Origin of the sequence: Pantoea sp. Seng (assembly GCF_009829935.1) — a bacterium.
GTDB classification, from domain to species: Bacteria; Pseudomonadota; Gammaproteobacteria; order Enterobacterales; family Enterobacteriaceae; genus Pantoea; species Pantoea communis.
This window is the reverse complement of the sequence record NZ_SZZV01000003.1, coordinates 195,006-211,008: the sequence shown is the minus strand read 5'-3', so window position 1 is coordinate 211,008 and position 16,003 is coordinate 195,006. Positions and strand designations below refer to the sequence as shown.

At 53.1% G+C, this 16,003-nt stretch carries 23 protein-coding genes; 13 read left to right on the top strand and 10 right to left on the bottom strand.

Annotation, left to right across the window (positions count from 1 at the left end):
* The first annotated feature begins 11 nt into the window (after positions 1-11).
* Both fliS and fliT read left to right on the top strand, forming a co-directional pair.
* The gene (gene fliS, locus FD737_RS04205; protein WP_160832793.1) at positions 12-401 is read left to right on the top strand and encodes a flagellar export chaperone FliS; all 390 of its coding nucleotides are present in this window, start codon (positions 12-14) and stop codon (positions 399-401) included.
* 18 nt (positions 402-419) lie between these two features.
* Entirely contained in the window at positions 420-773 is a 354-nt protein-coding gene (gene fliT / locus FD737_RS04200; protein ID WP_097117245.1) for a flagella biosynthesis regulatory protein FliT, read from the top strand.
* A gap of 72 nt (positions 774-845) precedes the next feature.
* On the opposite strand, the gene yedD is transcribed toward fliT, so the two are convergent.
* A complete protein-coding gene (gene yedD / locus FD737_RS04195; protein ID WP_058959874.1) occupies positions 846-1,313 on the bottom strand; it encodes a lipoprotein YedD in 468 nt (155 codons plus the stop codon).
* Between the two features lie 148 nt (positions 1,314-1,461).
* Between yedD and FD737_RS04190 the strand changes: the two genes are divergently transcribed.
* The gene (locus FD737_RS04190) at positions 1,462-1,785 is read left to right on the top strand and encodes a DUF6388 family protein (RefSeq protein WP_034824381.1); all 324 of its coding nucleotides are present in this window, start codon (positions 1,462-1,464) and stop codon (positions 1,783-1,785) included.
* Between the two features lie 194 nt (positions 1,786-1,979).
* On the opposite strand, the gene iraP is transcribed toward FD737_RS04190, so the two are convergent.
* Positions 1,980-2,273 carry an anti-adapter protein IraP gene (iraP, locus tag FD737_RS04185; RefSeq protein WP_058959875.1) on the bottom strand — a complete coding sequence of 98 codons (294 nt, stop codon included), beginning with the start codon at positions 2,271-2,273 and terminating at the stop codon, positions 1,980-1,982.
* Between the two features lie 171 nt (positions 2,274-2,444).
* Between iraP and FD737_RS04180 the strand changes: the two genes are divergently transcribed.
* Positions 2,445-2,684 (top strand): DinI-like family protein, encoded by a 240-nt coding sequence (locus FD737_RS04180; protein ID WP_160832792.1) that lies wholly within the window; start codon positions 2,445-2,447, stop codon positions 2,682-2,684.
* A gap of 19 nt (positions 2,685-2,703) precedes the next feature.
* Here FD737_RS04180 and FD737_RS04175 read toward each other — a convergent pair whose 3' ends face one another.
* The 4 genes from FD737_RS04175 to FD737_RS04160 all read right to left on the bottom strand — a co-directional run bounded on the left by FD737_RS04175 (position 2,704) and on the right by FD737_RS04160 (position 4,482).
* Positions 2,704-2,970: a hypothetical protein gene (locus FD737_RS04175; RefSeq protein ID WP_034824391.1), complete on the bottom strand. Its 267-nt coding sequence runs from the start codon at positions 2,968-2,970 to the stop codon at positions 2,704-2,706.
* 127 nt (positions 2,971-3,097) lie between these two features.
* Entirely contained in the window at positions 3,098-3,700 is a 603-nt protein-coding gene (locus tag FD737_RS04170; protein WP_160832791.1) for a hypothetical protein, read from the bottom strand.
* A gap of 82 nt (positions 3,701-3,782) precedes the next feature.
* Positions 3,783-4,112 carry a hypothetical protein gene (locus FD737_RS04165; protein WP_097116800.1) on the bottom strand — a complete coding sequence of 110 codons (330 nt, stop codon included), beginning with the start codon at positions 4,110-4,112 and terminating at the stop codon, positions 3,783-3,785.
* Positions 4,093-4,482 (bottom strand): hypothetical protein, encoded by a 390-nt coding sequence (locus FD737_RS04160; protein WP_034824400.1) that lies wholly within the window; start codon positions 4,480-4,482, stop codon positions 4,093-4,095. The genes FD737_RS04165 and FD737_RS04160 overlap by 20 nt, the downstream gene beginning before the upstream one ends.
* Positions 4,483-4,626: 144 nt before the next feature.
* Between FD737_RS04160 and FD737_RS04155 the strand changes: the two genes are divergently transcribed.
* Entirely contained in the window at positions 4,627-5,274 is a 648-nt protein-coding gene (locus tag FD737_RS04155) for a helix-turn-helix domain-containing protein (RefSeq protein WP_160832790.1), read from the top strand.
* A gap of 57 nt (positions 5,275-5,331) precedes the next feature.
* On the opposite strand, the gene FD737_RS04150 is transcribed toward FD737_RS04155, so the two are convergent.
* Positions 5,332-5,580, bottom strand: a complete 249-nt coding sequence (locus tag FD737_RS04150) for a hypothetical protein (RefSeq protein ID WP_038646357.1) — start codon at positions 5,578-5,580, stop codon at positions 5,332-5,334.
* Between the two features lie 248 nt (positions 5,581-5,828).
* Between FD737_RS04150 and FD737_RS04145 the strand changes: the two genes are divergently transcribed.
* On the top strand, positions 5,829-7,040 hold the full coding sequence (locus tag FD737_RS04145) for a diguanylate phosphodiesterase (RefSeq protein ID WP_097116797.1): 1,212 nt from the start codon (positions 5,829-5,831) through the stop codon (positions 7,038-7,040).
* Positions 7,041-7,091: 51 nt separating this feature from the next.
* On the opposite strand, the gene FD737_RS04140 is transcribed toward FD737_RS04145, so the two are convergent.
* The 3 genes from FD737_RS04140 to fliE all read right to left on the bottom strand — a co-directional run bounded on the left by FD737_RS04140 (position 7,092) and on the right by fliE (position 8,632).
* Positions 7,092-7,274 (bottom strand): hypothetical protein, encoded by a 183-nt coding sequence (locus tag FD737_RS04140; RefSeq protein ID WP_045815127.1) that lies wholly within the window; start codon positions 7,272-7,274, stop codon positions 7,092-7,094.
* 229 nt (positions 7,275-7,503) lie between these two features.
* Positions 7,504-8,211, bottom strand: coding sequence for a YnfC family lipoprotein (locus FD737_RS04135; protein ID WP_160832789.1), 708 nt, complete (start codon positions 8,209-8,211; stop codon positions 7,504-7,506).
* Between the two features lie 109 nt (positions 8,212-8,320).
* Positions 8,321-8,632 carry a flagellar hook-basal body complex protein FliE gene (fliE, locus tag FD737_RS04130; RefSeq protein ID WP_160832788.1) on the bottom strand — a complete coding sequence of 104 codons (312 nt, stop codon included), beginning with the start codon at positions 8,630-8,632 and terminating at the stop codon, positions 8,321-8,323.
* A 235-nt stretch (positions 8,633-8,867) separates the two neighbouring features.
* Between fliE and fliF the strand changes: the two genes are divergently transcribed.
* From fliF to fliL, 7 genes are all read left to right on the top strand, one after another.
* Positions 8,868-10,589 carry a flagellar basal-body MS-ring/collar protein FliF gene (gene fliF / locus FD737_RS04125; protein WP_097116795.1) on the top strand — a complete coding sequence of 574 codons (1,722 nt, stop codon included), beginning with the start codon at positions 8,868-8,870 and terminating at the stop codon, positions 10,587-10,589.
* Positions 10,586-11,578, top strand: a complete 993-nt coding sequence (gene fliG / locus FD737_RS04120) for a flagellar motor switch protein FliG (RefSeq protein WP_034824425.1) — start codon at positions 10,586-10,588, stop codon at positions 11,576-11,578. Before fliF ends, fliG begins: the two co-directional genes overlap by 4 nt.
* A complete protein-coding gene (fliH, locus tag FD737_RS04115) occupies positions 11,571-12,272 on the top strand; it encodes a flagellar assembly protein FliH (RefSeq protein ID WP_034824427.1) in 702 nt (233 codons plus the stop codon). Before fliG ends, fliH begins: the two co-directional genes overlap by 8 nt.
* On the top strand, positions 12,272-13,636 hold the full coding sequence (gene fliI, locus FD737_RS04110; protein WP_045815130.1) for a flagellar protein export ATPase FliI: 1,365 nt from the start codon (positions 12,272-12,274) through the stop codon (positions 13,634-13,636). The genes fliH and fliI overlap by 1 nt, the downstream gene beginning before the upstream one ends.
* A gap of 23 nt (positions 13,637-13,659) precedes the next feature.
* Positions 13,660-14,103 (top strand): flagellar export protein FliJ, encoded by a 444-nt coding sequence (fliJ, locus tag FD737_RS04105; RefSeq protein WP_038646338.1) that lies wholly within the window; start codon positions 13,660-13,662, stop codon positions 14,101-14,103.
* Entirely contained in the window at positions 14,100-15,383 is a 1,284-nt protein-coding gene (locus FD737_RS04100) for a flagellar hook-length control protein FliK (protein WP_160832787.1), read from the top strand. Before fliJ ends, FD737_RS04100 begins: the two co-directional genes overlap by 4 nt.
* Positions 15,384-15,513: 130 nt before the next feature.
* On the top strand, positions 15,514-15,999 hold the full coding sequence (gene fliL / locus FD737_RS04095) for a flagellar basal body-associated protein FliL (protein WP_160832786.1): 486 nt from the start codon (positions 15,514-15,516) through the stop codon (positions 15,997-15,999).
* The last annotated feature ends 4 nt before the right edge of the window (positions 16,000-16,003 follow it).

Here is a 16,003-nt window from a genome sequence, read left to right as displayed (position 1 = left end):
GGAGTTACATTATGTACAACCAGTCAGGTGCCACTGCTTACGCGCGTCTTGGCGTTGAGAGTGCGGTAATGAGCGCCAGCCAGAACCAACTGGTAGTGATGCTATTTGATGGCGCGTTAAGCGCCTTAATCCGCGCGCGTTTATTTATGCAGGAAGGAAATGTCGAAGGCCGCGGCATGTCCCTGTCAAAAGCCATCAATATTATCGAAAACGGTTTGAAACAAGGGCTAGTTGGGCATGAGGATGATGAGCTTGCTGACAATCTTCACTCACTCTATGACTACATGGTACGCCGCCTAATCAGCGCAAATGTGCATAGTGATTTAGCAGCAGTAGAAGAAGTAGAAAGTTTACTGCGCAACATTGCTGATGCCTGGAAAGAAGTTGTACAACCTCAATAATTTGGGATGCTGTTTACTATGACAATGACACCGCAACTGATGACCATTTACCAACAGTTACTCGATCTCAGCCAGGGAATGCTGCGACTGGCAGCAGATGGCGAATGGGATGATTTAATCATAAAAGAAATGGACTACGTCAGTGCGGTGCAAAGGCTGGCACAAACAACTGAATCTACACCGCCATCGAATCAGATGCAGGATCAGTTACGTCCGGTTTTACGTCACATCCTGGATAATGAAAGCGAAGTTAAACGTCTGCTGCAAATGCGTATGGACGAATTGAGACGTCTGGTCGGCCAGTCATCGATGCAAAAGTCGGTGATGAGCGCGTACGGCAAGCAAGGCAATGTCTATCTGCCACAGAATTAATTTACGGCGGGCTAAATAAGAAACGGGTGAGCTGATGCTCACCCGTTTTTATTTGGAACTGTGCTCACAAAATCACTTCTGCGCAGGGACCGACACCGGCTCCATAATCTGCGGCTGAATATCCTGAATCACCGCATCCTTCGGACGCTTCGCCACTTCTTTCAGCGCCTGCTGGCACTCAACAGTGGGTTGGTCGACCTTACGCATGCGCAAGCCGTCATAACGCAGTTCACCGTTCTCCAGCGTCAGCGGCATCACGCGCACCTGACGCGTCACGTTGACCCACTCATCGCTCAGGCGGGTTAACTTGCCTGGCTTGGCAATTACGCGCTGCCACTGGCGGCAGTCCAGCGTGTCGCCTTCTGCACCGATGATCAGGCTGCCCATCGCCTGGCCACTGATCAACTTGCTCTGCGGTCCGACAGTCTGCCAGTTACCTTGCAATTCCACTGGTGCCGGGGTTTTTACCGCTTCATCGTAATTGCTGATTTGCGCACATCCGCTCAAGCCCAGCGCGGCCAATACCATCCACTTTTTCATTCCTGGTCCCTACACTCGCCTCAATGGCGGCTACGTTATAATTTTTCGCGTAAGTTACGCAAGGAATCTCGGCGAAAACCCGGCTGAGCCTGACAAGACACTTCGCGCACGTTACACTAGCGCGCAAATCGATAAGCAGGAAATTCGCATGAAAACCCCAGAAGAGTATTACGCCCAGGCCCGCACGATGTTTTTTGCCGCGCACGCCGATTTTCAAGCCGCGCTGGATGAACTGACCGAGAGCGATGCGCGCGCGGCCAACTTGTCACTGCGCCAACTGCGCGAGTGGCACGCTGAGCGCATCTATGCCGCATTCTTACGCCAGAAAAAGCTGGATGGCATGCTGTTTTCCATTCAACTGGCAGAGCCTGATAAAGCGGTTGCTGCTGAAGCCATTGAAACTTACCTGAAATCCCATGCGGAAGCGCTCGGCATGACGTGGGAAGAGTTTTGCATTAAGAACGAACTTTAAGCGCAGCGGCCCTAAATTATCTCAAACACACCTCCAACCACACAAATCGGCAAGGAAAAAGTTGTACAATCCTGAATAAGTTGTATAACTTGTATCTGACGGCTTCGGTCGTAGATTGTCCTTGAACGAAGGTGCTATTGCGCCGCCTCTGGAGGAGTTGCTGGATTTCCCCTCCAGAGGTAGTATTTTTTTGCTTACCCCTCGCGCTCAATCCCTTTCACTTCCACATAACTTGCCACCGCCAATAGACGATTGATGTGCGTCAGCAGCAGATCCACATCTGACTGTAAAAATTGCTGCCCGGCACGCGATGCGGTCAAAATGGCATCCTGAACGGTGTCGCTGATCGTTAAGTTATTATCCTGCTTCGCCTGAATCAATAAGGCCGCAATCAGTAATGACTGTGCCTCAACCTGCGCCACCAACTCTTTTGCTTCCGTATCCATTTTTGCCATTTTCAACAAAATATCGATCACCAGTTGACGCATGTTTACCCCCTAAAAAAGCCAATTCGCTTTGTAACGCTGTTGAGTATCAGTGCAAATCCCGCTAACTGTATCTCAGATAGAAAAATATTCTTACCTATAGGGCTTCGAGCCTTGCCACTGTTTTTATTTACAGTAATATGACGCACCCTCTTTGAAGAATGGACTGCCCTGATGTTTGTGGAGCTGATTTACGATAAGCGCAACGTCGCCGGTTTACCAGGCGCACGTGAGATGATATTGCAGGAATTGGAGAAGCGCGTGCAACGCGTATTTCCTGAGATCGAGGTACGCGTCAAGCCAATGGAGCGAAACGCCATTGATACCGATCTGAGTAAGAATGATAAAGCGACGGTGGCACGTATTGTCGAAGAGATGTTCGATGAAGCAGACATGTGGCTGGTGGCCGATTAAGCCACCAGCGTGGGGGAACTTAGCTTTCTTGCTCGCTGTGATTGATGGCGATCTCTAAATCCTGAATCGCCAACTCAATATCATCTAACAGCTGTCCCTGCTTGTTGAGCAGCGTGTCAAAACGTCCCGCATACTCTTTGTCTTTGTACTCGCCTGCATCAAATGCCAACCAGTGGCTGGATAGCGTCTCAGTATTGGTCTGCGCATAGTGACGCATCTCTTTTAACTGGGAGGTGACATCACGCAGGTAGTCAGTTTTGGTTTTGATTGCCTCTGTATCACTCATGCTATCTTCCTTTTCGCTAATTAAACCCGTTTAAATAACGTTTGAATGTTTAAAGTTAGTAGAAAATAGCGAGACCGCATTAAGAATAATCGGAAGATGAAAAGGCGACCCGAAGGCCGCCTGAGGACTATAGATACTTGCGCGCCAGGGCGATCAACTCATCCTTTGCCGCCACACCTAACTTCTCAACCCCACTTTCGACAAAGTTAAATGCCTGAGTGAAGTCCTTCACGCTGGCGTTGATGTCCTGACTGACAGCATCCGTACTCACTCCCACGACAGGCTGCCCAGCGAGATCCCCGAGGGTAGAAGCCGATGACGGCCCGGCGCTGGCAGAACCGTTTGCCAGGGGATCAGGCGTGGCCAACTGCTGGGTAAGATCCGTCGCATCCGTAGCCGCCGCAGCTTGAGCCCCGCTGCCAGCGTTCGCGGCTGGCGTTGAGGTGTCCGGCGCGGGCACGCTGCTTGCTGTAGACAATGAAACGTCCGGAGCTGGCGCATTGCTCTCGGCGGGCACTGAGACGTCAGGTGCTGGCGCACTGCTTATCGCTGGCGTTGTGGCTTCCTGCCCTGCCGCGCTGCTAAAGGCTGCCGTTGAGGCATCCGCAGCGGGCGCACTGCTTGCCACCGGCACCGCCACCTCATTCGCAAAACTCTCTAACGGTGACAGCGTGCTGGCATCCGGTGTTGCCGTTGCTGCACTATTTTCGATTACAGTTTGGTCGCTCATGATTTTCTCCTTCTTGCTTAATAAAGACCACAGTCGGCCGAAGCTGGCTGCAATCCGCTCGGTAATACTCATCCTGGCCTCCTTAATGCGTCGATTCGGGTGGCGCGTCTTCCCCCACAACCTGCTTCACTTTGTCCGCTGTCTTGTTAGCGGTGCGGTCCGGCAAGCCATCGAGTTTTTTCTGCAATGTCACCAGTTGGCTGGTCAATTCCGCCACCCGCGCTTCCCGGCGATCAGAGATCGCACGATACTGCTGTCGGATATCCTCCACCCGCCGGTTGGCGCTGTTATTCACGAAAACGAACATAATGGTCATTGCCGCACACAGTAGCGACAGCATCAGCAGCAGACCGCCAAGCAGCAGCTGACGCCGATGGCCGCGTACTGAAAATTCACTGTTTATCTGCACCATCGCGACTCTCCTCTAAGGTGGTGATCAGTTGATTGATCTGACTGCGGAATTTATCGCTGTGATCAGATTCCGTGGTGGCTAACAGAATGCCCAGCGCGTTCTTAATCAGCCGTAGATCGGTCTCCAGCGAAGAGATGCGCCGCAGATTCTTGTCGTGGCGAATACGCAGGTCATCGTTCTCCTGGCGCATCAGCGCGTGGCTCTCTTTGAGAAGCATCACCTGCTCTTTGTAGCTGGTGATGATCTCGCCGCCGGCGCGATTGCTGGTGACGATGGCCGCGATGCCGGCCATTAAGGGTTTCCAGAACACAGCTGCCGCACCGCCACCGAGAAGCAGCGCACCGACGCTAGTCACCAAACTACTTTCCATGCCTCACCTCTCTTCACTGGCAAGGGAGCCGCCTGAAGAACATGTTGTCCGCCCTTGCCAGTTGCGCGGCCAACACCAGAATTTAAGTTTACTTTAATTAATGAATTTAAGTATACTTAAGTAAAACCCAACAGAGTTGTCAAGATGATGAAAAAAGAATCTGCAGGTGAACGCATTCGCAGCCGTCGTAAAGCGCTGAAGCTCACGCAGTTAGTGGTGGCAAGTGGCATTGGCGTGTCACATGTCGCTGTTTCACAATGGGAAAAAGATGAGACCGTTCCGCGCGGCGAGAACCTGTTGCGGCTGGCAGAACTGCTGCAATGTACGGCAGCATGGATAATTGATGGCGAGGGCGAGGTGTTTGCCGCCCCGCTTAACGTCAGTGGTGTCAGTGCTCTGCCGTTGATCACTCTGGCGCAAGCGGCTGCGTGGATGCAGGAGCAACGCTTATTGATTCAGCAGCAGGCGACCCGCTTTCTCTACAGCGATAGCAGACTGAGTGAATCGGCGTTGGCGATCACCCTGGAGGATACCGCCATGCAACCTGACTACCGACCCGGCGACACACTGATATTCGATCCTGCCGTTAATCCACAACCGGGTGATGTGGTGCTGGCACACATCAATGGCGAGGTTCTGATACGTATTTATCGCCTGATGGCCGAACAGCATGACGAGCAAATTTTCTCGTTGCGGCCGTTGAATGACGATTTTCCTGTGCATGCATCGTCGGAGAAAAGGATTGAATTAATTGGAACTATGATGGAAATGCGCCGCTATCGCGCCAGATAAGAGAATGCAAAAAACCCGCCTATGAGCGGGTCAAAACCAGCAAAACTACGGCAATTATTACAAAACGTCGGTCAAATGATCGACGACAACCCTCCCGTGCACATCCTTCTGCGTAATGCGATAGTTAACACAATATGAGCGGCGGTTGCAGAGCTTATCGAACAGCGTCACGCTGCCTTTTTGCTTGCCGTCTACGCTTACAATATGCCATTCAGTGACATCTTCCTGACCGCGGTTGTTGAGTCTTAATACGCTCTGTTCAACTAAACGGTCGCTATCATCAATCTTTAAATAGTCGCGTAACATTATGCTCACCTCTGGTTAACGAGGGTCAAGATACGCTTTTTATTTATCCATTCAATCGAAATTATTTATCGTAAATACTCCCCCGGAGCAATTAATTAACAATTCGATTTGACGCCGTTTCGCTAGCCGTTTCGGTTAACTCGTTAATTGGAAAATACTTTACGATTCGAGTCTGTATTGGTGGACAGCCCCCGCCCCAGGCCTGCTAATGTAGACGCCACAATAAAAAAGTTGTTCGGACAATCGCTATGCTCACCACCATCATTTATCGCAGTCACCTCCATGATCATGTTCCTATCAAAACCCTTGAAGACATGGTGGCGAAAGCGAATAACAAAAACAGCTCGCACGATGTCACAGGCATTCTGCTATTTGATGGACTGCACTTCTTCCAGTTACTTGAAGGGCCCCGTGACGCTGTGCAGGGTATTTATGATCGCATTTGCCTGGACGCCCGCCACCACAATCTGGTGGAGTTGATGCATGACTTTGCTCCCGCTCGCCGCTTTGGCAAAGTGGGTATGGAGCTGTTTGATTTACGCGAGCATGATAAATCCATGGTGCTGCAAGCCGTGTTAGACAAAGGCACCTCTCGCTATCAACTGACCTACGATGATCGCGCGTTGCAGTTCCTGCGAACCTTTGTTATCGCCCGTGATAAAGAGAACTATTTTGAAATCCCCGCAGCCAGCACCTGGGAATTTATTGCGGATGAGCCATCTCGTACCCTTCAGGATGAAGTCATTGACTCACTGAAAGAGTGCCACTTCGCCTTTCAGCCGATTATCGATCCGTTCGCACGCCGCGTGGCATCGTATGAGGCGTTAATCCGTACCCCGAATGGCGGTTCGCCAGGCGAATACTTTTCTGCCTTCGGTGGCGAGGCTGTTTATCATGCGGATATTCAGTCTAAAAAACTGGCGTTCGAACTGGCGAAAAAGTTAGGTATTGGCGAACACAGTATCTCCATCAACTTGCTGCCAATGTCCCTGGTCACGGTTCCTGATGCGGTGGATTTTCTGCTGACGCAGATTGAAGCCAATGGTTTGGTCCCCGAGCAGGTGATTGTTGAAGTCACAGAAAATGAGATCATCTCGCGCACCGATGAGTTTGCGGCACAGGTGCGCAAACTAAAATCGGCGGGTATCAGTCTGGCCCTGGATGATTTTGGTGCGGGCTTTGCTGGCCTGTCACTGTTATCAAGATTCCAGCCGGACAAGATTAAGATTGATCGTGAGCTGATTAGCGATGTGCATAAAAGCGGTCCTAAACAGGCCATTTTGCATGCCATCATTAAGTGCTGTAACTCGCTGGAGATTGCGGTGATTGCAGAGGGCGTGGAGAAAGCCGAGGAGTGGATGTGGCTGGAAGCGGCAGGCATTAGCCAGTTCCAGGGGTATCTGTTCGCGCGTCCGCAGTTAAATGGTTTCCCGGCTATCGCCTGGCCGGAAATCAAATAGCGAACGGTTAGAGAGAATAAAAAAACCGCCTTTAACCGGCGGTTTTTGCATTTAAAGCGGGAAGTAACCCGGTGGTAATAATCGATCGCTGATGACCTGGTAGTTCATCAACTTAAAAGAACTTAAGGTGATGGGCACGGCAACGCAGGGACGGTACCAGCCAAATTGCTTTATATATCGCCAGACTTCTGGTGGGTTATCTTTATCTCTAACCCAGTAATAACCTTCTTTCATTCTTACACGCTTCTTGTTGCTGCAGCACTTACTCAACACTCCTCAACGCCTCGCGTGATGCGCATGTTGCACACCGAGTTCCCTGCTCTGACGAATGCTTACCTAAGGCCCACACTTTAGCATATCGAGCGCGCAATTGATCAGTAAGTGATTGTTTTATTTAGCGCTTCGCTTATCGACACCGATATTAACGGCATAAAAAAAGCCGCATTCGCGGCTTAATCAGGCATCAATAATAGGTGACATCAATGGTGCCGTACTGCCTGTCCGTGACTTGCCCTTCGGCATCAGTGGTTACGGTATCGCAACGGAAAGGAACATCATTCTTATACTGGCATTGCGTGGTAACCGTCTTGCTTTGCTCGTTTCTTTGCACCGTCGTCACCACATCGGATATCTTTTTTGCGTCCGTATCATGTTTGGCACTGGCGCGTGACACTTCCTCATCGCCCTTCTTAATACTCAACAGCGTCATATCACCGACGTTATTGTAGGTCAGATGGAATTTAACATCGGAGGCGGGAGAGGAGATTTGATCAACCCAACCCTGATCGTTATAGCCAATATCCACCGTCATGCTAGGAGTGACTTTTTTTATTACCGCGCACTGCTTATTCAGCGTGACGACCACATCCTGACCGTTCTCTGTGCCAGTCAGTTTATCGCCTTCCCGCGTCACTTCGGTGATCTCTCCGGCTTTATCAATGGATTTCACATGGGCAATGCAGCCTTGCCCATCGAAGGCGATATCGACATCAAAGATTGGCGTGTCGTCGGCGCTAAACAGGCGCTGATGCGTGCTTTTGACTTTGCCGGGAATAGCTTCGAACTGATAGAGGTAAGCGTAATTTTTCATCTGCGGTGCAAAGTCCGCATTTTTATTATCACAGCCGGATAGCATGATCGTTGCCATCAACAGCAGCAGGGTGGGCTTCACGTGAGAATCCTCTTCTCGATATACGCTGTGTGTCAGGCCAGCATCATGCCGGTGTTACTGAAAAAGATAAATGCTTTCCCGCCTGACACCGCAACAATCTTTGCAGCCACTACACCTGCATATTCATGATATCGGTGTACGCCGATACCAGTTTGTTACGCACCTGAATCCCCATTTGCATGGAAATGGAGGATTTCTGCAGATCGACCATCACATCGTTTAACTGGATGCCCGGTTTGCCCATTTCAAAATCCTGTGCCTGGGTGCGCGCGGCGGTTTGCGTGTCGCTGATCTTATCCAGTGCTGCTTTCATGGTGGCACTAAAATCTACCTGATTGGTTGACTCGGCCTGCTTGCCGCTGGCCTGTAACGACGTTAACTGCAGCTGCTGCAACACACCATCAATTGCCTGAATCGACATTGCCTGTACCTCATTAAAGAAGGGTTTAAATTTTCACGCTGCAAAAGTTAACACACTGTCAATAGGACAAAGGCGCTAAATAAACGTAAAAAACCCAGCTTATCCAGCCATCGAAGTGACCCGATTCATCAATAATGCCAGCCATAAGATTGGAATTTCATTTAAGACGTTGCTTCAGGGAGTCTGTTTTGTCACCACAACTAACCCGGTCAATTATGTCAGGCAGGAATCGGTCATGAATGCGAGTGCAGCCGCCACACAAGATACCGCAAAGAAAGGTTTCAATGACCTTCTGGCTCGCCTGCGCGCCAATCCGCGAATTCCAATCATTGTTGCTGCCGCTGCCGCTATCGCAGTGGTTTTTGCCTTGGTGCTGTGGGCTAAAGCCCCTGACTATCGCGTGCTTTATAACAACCTCTCCGATGAAGATGGCGGCGCGATTGTTACCCAGCTAACGCAAATGAACATTCCTTACCAGTTCGCCGAAAACGGCGGTGCCTTGATGGTGCCTGCCGATAAGGTACATGAACTGCGTCTGCGCCTGGCGCAACAGGGGCTGCCGAAAGGTGGCTCTGTTGGCTTTGAGCTGATGGACAAAGAGAAGTTCGGCATCAGCCAGTTTAGCGAGCAGATCAACTACCAGCGTGCGCTGGAAGGTGAGCTGGCCCGCACCATTGAAACGCTCGGCCCGGTCAAGAGCGCGCGCGTGCATCTGGCGATGCCAAAACCTACGCTGTTCGTGCGTGAGCAGAAAGCGCCTTCGGCCTCCGTGACATTGAACCTGCAACCGGGTCGCGCACTCGATGAAGGCCAGATTCAGGCCATTCAGCATATGGTGTCGAGCAGCGTCGCCGGTCTGCCGCCTGGTAACGTGACCGTGGTGGATCAGGCCGGTCGTCTGCTGACCCGTTCTGACAGCGAAGGTCGTGACCTGAATGATGCACAGCTGAAGTACGCGTCTGAAGTGGAAGCGCGTTATCAGCAGCGTATCGAAGCCATCCTGAATCCGATCGTTGGCCAGGGCAATGTGCATGCGCAGGTGACAGCGCAGATCAACTTTGACCGCAGCGAACAAACCGACGAGAAGTACAAACCGAACGCCGATCCGAATAGCACGGCGATTCGCTCGCGTCAGACTAATACCAACCAGCAGAATGGCAGCCCGTACCCAGGTGGCGTGCCGGGTGCGTTGTCGAATCAACCTGCCCCTGCGAATACTGCACCGGTTAACAATCCGCAGCAGCAAAATGCCAACGGCCAGAATGCGAATGGCCAGAACAACGCGGCAAACAATAACGGCACCACAACCAGCACGCAGCAAAGCAGCGGCCCGAGCAGCTCAAGCCGTAACGACACCGTGAACTACGAACTGGACCGCACCATTCGCCACACCAAGGTCAATGTGGGCGATGTGCAGCGTCTGTCGGTGGCCGTGGTGGTGAACTACCGTGATGACGGCAAAGGCAAAGCCGTTGCACTGAACGATCAGCAGATCAAACAGATTGAAGACCTGACCCGTGAAGCGATGGGCTACTCGCAGAATCGTGGCGACAGCGTCAACGTGGTGAACTCGCAGTTCAACATCACTGAGCCGACTGGCGGTGACCTGCCGTTCTGGCAGTCGCAAGCCTTCTTCGACATGTTGATGAGCGGCGGTCGCTGGCTGCTGGTGGCGCTGGTTGCCTTCATCCTGTATCGCAAGCTGGTGCGTCCACAGCTGATGCGTAAGAAAGCGCAGGAGCAAGCGGCAGCAGAAGCAGCGGCAGCGCGTGCGGAAGCGCTGGAATCTGAGGAAGCTTACAGCGTGCAGCTCAGCAAAGATGAGCTGGATCAAGAGCGTAAATCAAATAACCGCATGAGCGCCGAGGTGATGAGCCAACGCATCCGCGATATGTCTGAAAACGATCCGCGCGTTGTAGCGCTGGTTATCCGCGAATGGATGAGTAAAGAACTATGAGTCTGACCGGTACTGAAAAAAGCGCCATTCTGATGATGACCATTGGCGAAGAACGTGCGGCCGAGGTATTCAAACACCTCAACCAGCGTGAAGTGCAGCACCTGAGCGCCGCGATGGCGGGAATGCGTCAGGTGTCGCACAAGCAGCTAACCGAAGTGCTGCGCGAGTTTGAGGCGGATGCCGAGCAGTTTGCTGCGCTGAGCCTCAACTCCAATGACTACCTGCGTTCGGTGCTGGTGAAAGCTTTGGGCGAGGAGCGCGCCTCCAGCCTGCTGGAAGATATTCTCGAGAAAAACGAGACCACCAGCGGCATGGAAACACTCAACTTTATGGAACCTCAGGCAGCGGCCGACCTTATCCGCGACGAGCATCCGCAGATTATCGCCACCATCCTGGTGCACCTCAAACGTGGCCAGGCCGCAGATATTCTGGCGCTGTTCGACGAACGCCTGCGTCACGACGTGATGCTGCGTATTGCCACCTTCGGCGGTGTACAGCCAGCGGCGCTGGCAGAACTGACCGAAGTCCTGAACGGTCTGCTGGATGGCACCAACCTCAAGCGTGCGAAGATGGGTGGCGTGAGAACCGCAGCCGAAATTATCAACCTGATGAAAACGCAGCAGGAAGAAGCGGTTATCGAAGCGGTACGCGACTTCGACGGCGAGCTGGCACAGAAGATCATCGACGAGATGTTCCTGTTCGAAAACCTGGTGGAAGTGGACGATCGCAGCATCCAGCGTCTGCTGCAGGAAGTGGAGTCCGAACAGTTGCTGATCGCCCTGAAAGGTGCCGAACAGCCGCTGCGCGAGAAGTTCCTCAAGAACATGTCAGCGCGTGCAGCCGATATCCTGCGCGACGATCTGGCCAACCGTGGTCCGGTGCGTATGTCGGCCGTGGAGAACGAACAGAAAGCGATCCTGCTGGTGGTCCGTCGCCTGGCAGAATCCGGCGAAATGGTAATTGGTGGTGGCGAGGAAACTTATGTCTGATGCCTTTTCCGCCCGTGCGTGGCAGCGCTGGCAGCCTGATGATTTAGGCAGCACCTTCAAAGTGGCGGAAGAACTGCCGCAGGAAGAGCCGGCTGTGGATGTCGAAATGAGTGCCGAAGCTGAGCAACAGCAGATGCTGGAGCGCATGCAACAGCAGATGCGCAAAGATGCACAGACGCAAGGTTACAGCGAGGGCTATCAAAAGGGTTTTGCCGAGTCACAGCAGAACGGTTACGACGCCGGTTTCCAGCAGGGACTCGCCGATGCCCAACAGCAGCAGGCGCCCTTACAGGCGCGCATGCAGCAGTTAGTCACCGAGTTCCATCACACGCTGGAAGCGCTGGATAGCGTCATCGCCTCACGTCTGATGCAGCTGGCCTTGGAAGCGGCGCGCACGGTCATTGGCCAGGCCACACAAGTGGATGGCACCGCCCTGCTGCGCCAGATTCAGCAGCTGATTCAACAAGAACCCATGTTCAGCGGCAAACCGCAGCTGCGCGTGCATCCTGATGATTTACAGCGCATTGAGCAGACACTGGGCCCGACGCTGGATCTGCACGGCTGGAAACTGCTGGCCGATAATTCACTGCATCCCGGCGGCTGTAAACTCAGCGCCGAAGATGGTGATCTCGATGCCAGCGTGGCAACCCGCTGGCAGGAACTGTGCCGTCTGGCCGCACCGGGGACCTTGTAATGACCTCGTCGCGTCTTTCCCGCTGGCTTGGCGCACTCGATGCCTTCGAGGATCGTATTTCGCAGGTGCAAACCGTGCGCCGCTATGGCCGTCTGACCCGTGCTACCGGTTTAGTACTGGAGGCCACCGGGCTGCAACTGCCGCTCGGTGCGACCTGCATCATCGAACGTCACGACGGCAACAACATCACTGAAGTGGAAAGTGAAGTGGTGGGTTTCAACGGTCAGAAACTGTTGATGATGCCGCTGGAAGAAGTGGACGGCATTTTGCCGGGTGCGCGCGTTTATGCCCGTTTTAGCGGTGACAACGCACAAGGCGGTAAACAGCTGTTGCTTGGGCCAGAACTGCTCGGCCGCGTGCTGGATGGCGCAGGCAAACCGCTGGATGGTTTACCTGCCCCGGACACCGGCTATCGTGCGCCATTGATCACCGCCCCGTTTAACCCACTGCAACGTACGCCAATCCACGATGTACTGGATACCGGCGTACGGGCGATCAACGCCCTGCTGACTGTCGGACGGGGTCAGCGTATGGGCCTGTTTGCGGGTTCCGGCGTCGGTAAGTCGGTGTTACTTGGCATGATGGCGCGTTATACCAAAGCCGATGTGATTGTGGTTGGCCTGATCGGTGAACGTGGCCGTGAAGTCAAAGAATTCATTGAGAACATCCTCGGCGCAGAAGGCCGTGCACGCTCGGTGGTGATCGCCGCACCGGCTGACGTTTCGCCGCTGCTGCGTATGCAGGGTGCCGCGTATGCGACACGCATCGCGGAAGATTTTCGCGATCGCGGCCAGCACGTGCTGCTGATCATGGACTCCCTCACCCGCTACGCCATGGCGCAGCGTGAAATCGCCTTGGCGATTGGCGAGCCACCGGCCACCAAAGGTTATCCGCCTTCCGTGTTCGCGAAGCTCCCCGCCCTGGTGGAACGCGCCGGTAACGGCACCCACGGCGGCGGTTCGATTACGGCTTTCTATACCGTGCTTACCGAAGGTGACGATCAGCAAGACCCGATTGCCGACTCGGCGCGCGCCATTCTTGATGGTCACATTGTATTGTCGCGCCGTCTGGCCGAAGCCGGTCACTATCCGGCGATTGATATTGAAGCCTCAATCAGTCGTGCGATGACCGCGTTAATTGATGACACCCACTACGCGCGGGTGCGTCAATTTAAACAACTGCTCTCCAGTTTCCAGCGCAACCGCGATCTGGTGAGTGTAGGCGCGTATGCCGCTGGAAGCGATCCGATGCTCGATAAAGCCATCAAGCTTTACCCGGAGATGGAAGCCTTCCTGCAACAGGGTATTTTCGAACGCAGCGACTATGACGACGCCAGTCTGCACCTGCAGGCCATGTTCGGCTAGCGCGAGCCCAAGCGAGGTAAGCCATGAAAACTGCCAGTGCTATCGATAAGCTGCGCGATATGGCGGAGCAGGATTTGGAACAGGCCGTGATTCATTTAGGTGACATGCGCCGTGGCGTAAAGCAGGCGGATGAGCAGCTCACCATGCTGCTCGACTATCAGGATGAGTACCGCAATAAGCTCAACACCGATATGTCAGGCGGTATTTCCAGCCTGCGCTGGACCAATTACCACCAGTTTATTCAGACGCTGGAGAAAGCCATTGAACAGCATCGGCAACAGCTGAATCAGTGGAATCAACGTCTGGATCAGGCGCTGAGCAGCTGGCAAGAAAAGCATAAGCGATTGAATGCGTATCAAACACTGATCACTCGCGCTGCCGAAAACGCATTACGACAAGAAAACCGTCTCGATCAGAAACGGATGGATGAATTTGCCCAACGGGCCGCTATGAGGAGAGGCGAATGATTACGCTGCCAACTATGGTTACGCAAACCTCTAAAGTCAGCGATGCAGACAGTGCTGTTGCATCGGACAATTTACTGGGTACAGATGCGCTGCCACAGGGATTTATCACTGAACTGGGTAACCGCTTACTGACGCTGGCTCAGCAACAAGGTGTTAACACGCAATCGACTGATCTGACAGCAGAAGTCGATGAAAAAGGCGTCACAAAAGCGTCATTAAGCGCGTTATTGCAGGCACTGGACAAACCAGAGGCGTTAAACGCACTTTTACAACCGGAAAACACTAAAGCCACGCTGAAATCAGCCGATGATAAAGACAAGTCTGAAGCAAGTTCGTTAAGTGCCAGCGACTTACAGAATGTGCAGGCACTGTTCGCGATGTTACCGGTTGCGGTTGAAGCGCGAAACAGTCAGAGCGCCGTCAGCGCCAGCACGGATAAAACCTCTGCCGATGCAGAGACTACGCTAAACGGATCATTGTTAAGCCGAACGCTGCAGAACGCCGTGAAAGATGAACAAGAGGCACAGTCCGACAGTACGCCTCATAAGAAATCCAGCGATGTGCTGAGCGCTGTCAGCCGTGATGTCAGTACAACGACAGCCAGTAGCAGTGCCGCTGCCGCCAGCACAACGGCCAGCAGCAGTAACAGCAACAGCGCACTGTCACTGGATGAAAGCTTTAAGCAGGTGCTGAGCACGCTCAGCAAACCGGAAGAACATCGTAATACTCAGAGCGACACGGTAACAGCATTAACCAGCGCCCCGGTCAGCAGCAGTAGCACACTGACCAACAGCACGGCGACGACCAGCACCACTCCGTCGACGCCGATGCTGAATGCCCAACTCGGCAGCAATGAGTGGCAGCAGGCGTTAAGCCAGCAAATCGTGATGTTCAGTCGCAACGGCCAGCAAAATGCCGAATTGCGCTTACATCCCGAAGATTTGGGTGCAATCCAGATCAACCTGACCCTCGACAAGGATCAGGCGCAGTTAAGTATGGTTTCCAGCCACAGCCAAGTGAGGGCCGCGCTGGAAGCGGCTCTCCCTCAGCTGCGTACAGCGCTGGCGGAGAGCGGTATCAACCTGGGACAGAGTAATGTCAGCAGCGACGCCTTCGCACAAAGCCAGAATTATCAGGGCCAGCAGGAAGGACGTCGTGATGGCCAGCACGGCAGCTTTACCCTCTCCCAGGACAGTGAAAACGAGATAACGCCTATTGCCGTCCCGGCAGCCCTTCAGGCGCGCGCGACAGGTAACGGCGCTGTCGATATCTTTGCCTGACAGCGGCTAAACGCTGAAGGTAAGCGTAAAACCCGCGTCTTTTCTTCCCATTGTTTGACTTAAGACGCGGGATAATCTGTCCAGGCGAGCCGAGAGGTTTGCCCATAATTCACAGGAAGTAACTGCAAACATGTCTGATAACGCGAAAGCTAAAGGCCGCAAACGTTCACTACTAATACCGGTGTTACTGATTGTAACGCTGGCCGCTTGCAGCGTGGCAGGCTATGCAGTCTGGCGAATGATGAATAAACACGGGGATGACAAACCGGAAGCGGCGAAAGTTGAGCCACCGGTCGCCCCTGTATTTTTTGCAATGGATACGTTTACGGTTAACCTGGTCAATACTGACAACGATCCCGACCGTGTGTTGTACGTAGGCTTTACCCTGCGTCTGCCGGATGAGGAGACCCGTCGTCGGTTGAATGATTACCTGCCTGAGGTGCGCAGCCGTTTGCTGTTACTACTCTCACGCCAAAGTGCTACACAGCTTGCAACTGAACAAGGCAAACAGGCTTTGATTGATCAGATTAAACAAGCGCTGGCACCACCGCTGGTAAAAAATCAACCACCTCAGGTTGTCAGTGACGTGCTGTTTACCGCCTTCATTTTGAGGTGATTTA

What these genes read in the sequence shown, in the direction of transcription:
- iraP (WP_058959875.1), bottom strand. Translation starts at nt 2,273, where the DNA reads ATGCGTCAACTGGTGATCGATATTTTGTTGAAAATGGCAAAAATGGAT.
- FD737_RS04170 (WP_160832791.1), bottom strand. Translation starts at nt 3,700, where the DNA reads ATGAGCGACCAAACTGTAATCGAAAATAGTGCAGCAACGGCAACACCG.
- fliL (WP_160832786.1), top strand. Translation starts at nt 15,514, where the DNA reads ATGTCTGATAACGCGAAAGCTAAAGGCCGCAAACGTTCACTACTAATA.
- fliE (WP_160832788.1), bottom strand. Translation starts at nt 8,632, where the DNA reads ATGTCGATTCAGGCAATTGATGGTGTGTTGCAGCAGCTGCAGTTAACG.
- FD737_RS04150 (WP_038646357.1), bottom strand. Translation starts at nt 5,580, where the DNA reads ATGTTACGCGACTATTTAAAGATTGATGATAGCGACCGTTTAGTTGAA.
- FD737_RS04180 (WP_160832792.1), top strand. Translation starts at nt 2,445, where the DNA reads ATGTTTGTGGAGCTGATTTACGATAAGCGCAACGTCGCCGGTTTACCA.
- FD737_RS04155 (WP_160832790.1), top strand. Translation starts at nt 4,627, where the DNA reads ATGATGAAAAAAGAATCTGCAGGTGAACGCATTCGCAGCCGTCGTAAA.
- FD737_RS04100 (WP_160832787.1), top strand. Translation starts at nt 14,100, where the DNA reads ATGATTACGCTGCCAACTATGGTTACGCAAACCTCTAAAGTCAGCGAT.
- FD737_RS04165 (WP_097116800.1), bottom strand. Translation starts at nt 4,112, where the DNA reads ATGGTGCAGATAAACAGTGAATTTTCAGTACGCGGCCATCGGCGTCAG.
- fliS (WP_160832793.1), top strand. Translation starts at nt 12, where the DNA reads ATGTACAACCAGTCAGGTGCCACTGCTTACGCGCGTCTTGGCGTTGAG.
- fliT (WP_097117245.1), top strand. Translation starts at nt 420, where the DNA reads ATGACAATGACACCGCAACTGATGACCATTTACCAACAGTTACTCGAT.
- FD737_RS04145 (WP_097116797.1), top strand. Translation starts at nt 5,829, where the DNA reads ATGCTCACCACCATCATTTATCGCAGTCACCTCCATGATCATGTTCCT.
- fliF (WP_097116795.1), top strand. Translation starts at nt 8,868, where the DNA reads ATGAATGCGAGTGCAGCCGCCACACAAGATACCGCAAAGAAAGGTTTC.
- yedD (WP_058959874.1), bottom strand. Translation starts at nt 1,313, where the DNA reads ATGAAAAAGTGGATGGTATTGGCCGCGCTGGGCTTGAGCGGATGTGCG.
- FD737_RS04160 (WP_034824400.1), bottom strand. Translation starts at nt 4,482, where the DNA reads ATGGAAAGTAGTTTGGTGACTAGCGTCGGTGCGCTGCTTCTCGGTGGC.
- fliI (WP_045815130.1), top strand. Translation starts at nt 12,272, where the DNA reads ATGACCTCGTCGCGTCTTTCCCGCTGGCTTGGCGCACTCGATGCCTTC.
- fliJ (WP_038646338.1), top strand. Translation starts at nt 13,660, where the DNA reads ATGAAAACTGCCAGTGCTATCGATAAGCTGCGCGATATGGCGGAGCAG.
- FD737_RS04190 (WP_034824381.1), top strand. Translation starts at nt 1,462, where the DNA reads ATGAAAACCCCAGAAGAGTATTACGCCCAGGCCCGCACGATGTTTTTT.
- FD737_RS04175 (WP_034824391.1), bottom strand. Translation starts at nt 2,970, where the DNA reads ATGAGTGATACAGAGGCAATCAAAACCAAAACTGACTACCTGCGTGAT.
- fliG (WP_034824425.1), top strand. Translation starts at nt 10,586, where the DNA reads ATGAGTCTGACCGGTACTGAAAAAAGCGCCATTCTGATGATGACCATT.
- FD737_RS04140 (WP_045815127.1), bottom strand. Translation starts at nt 7,274, where the DNA reads ATGAAAGAAGGTTATTACTGGGTTAGAGATAAAGATAACCCACCAGAA.
- fliH (WP_034824427.1), top strand. Translation starts at nt 11,571, where the DNA reads ATGTCTGATGCCTTTTCCGCCCGTGCGTGGCAGCGCTGGCAGCCTGAT.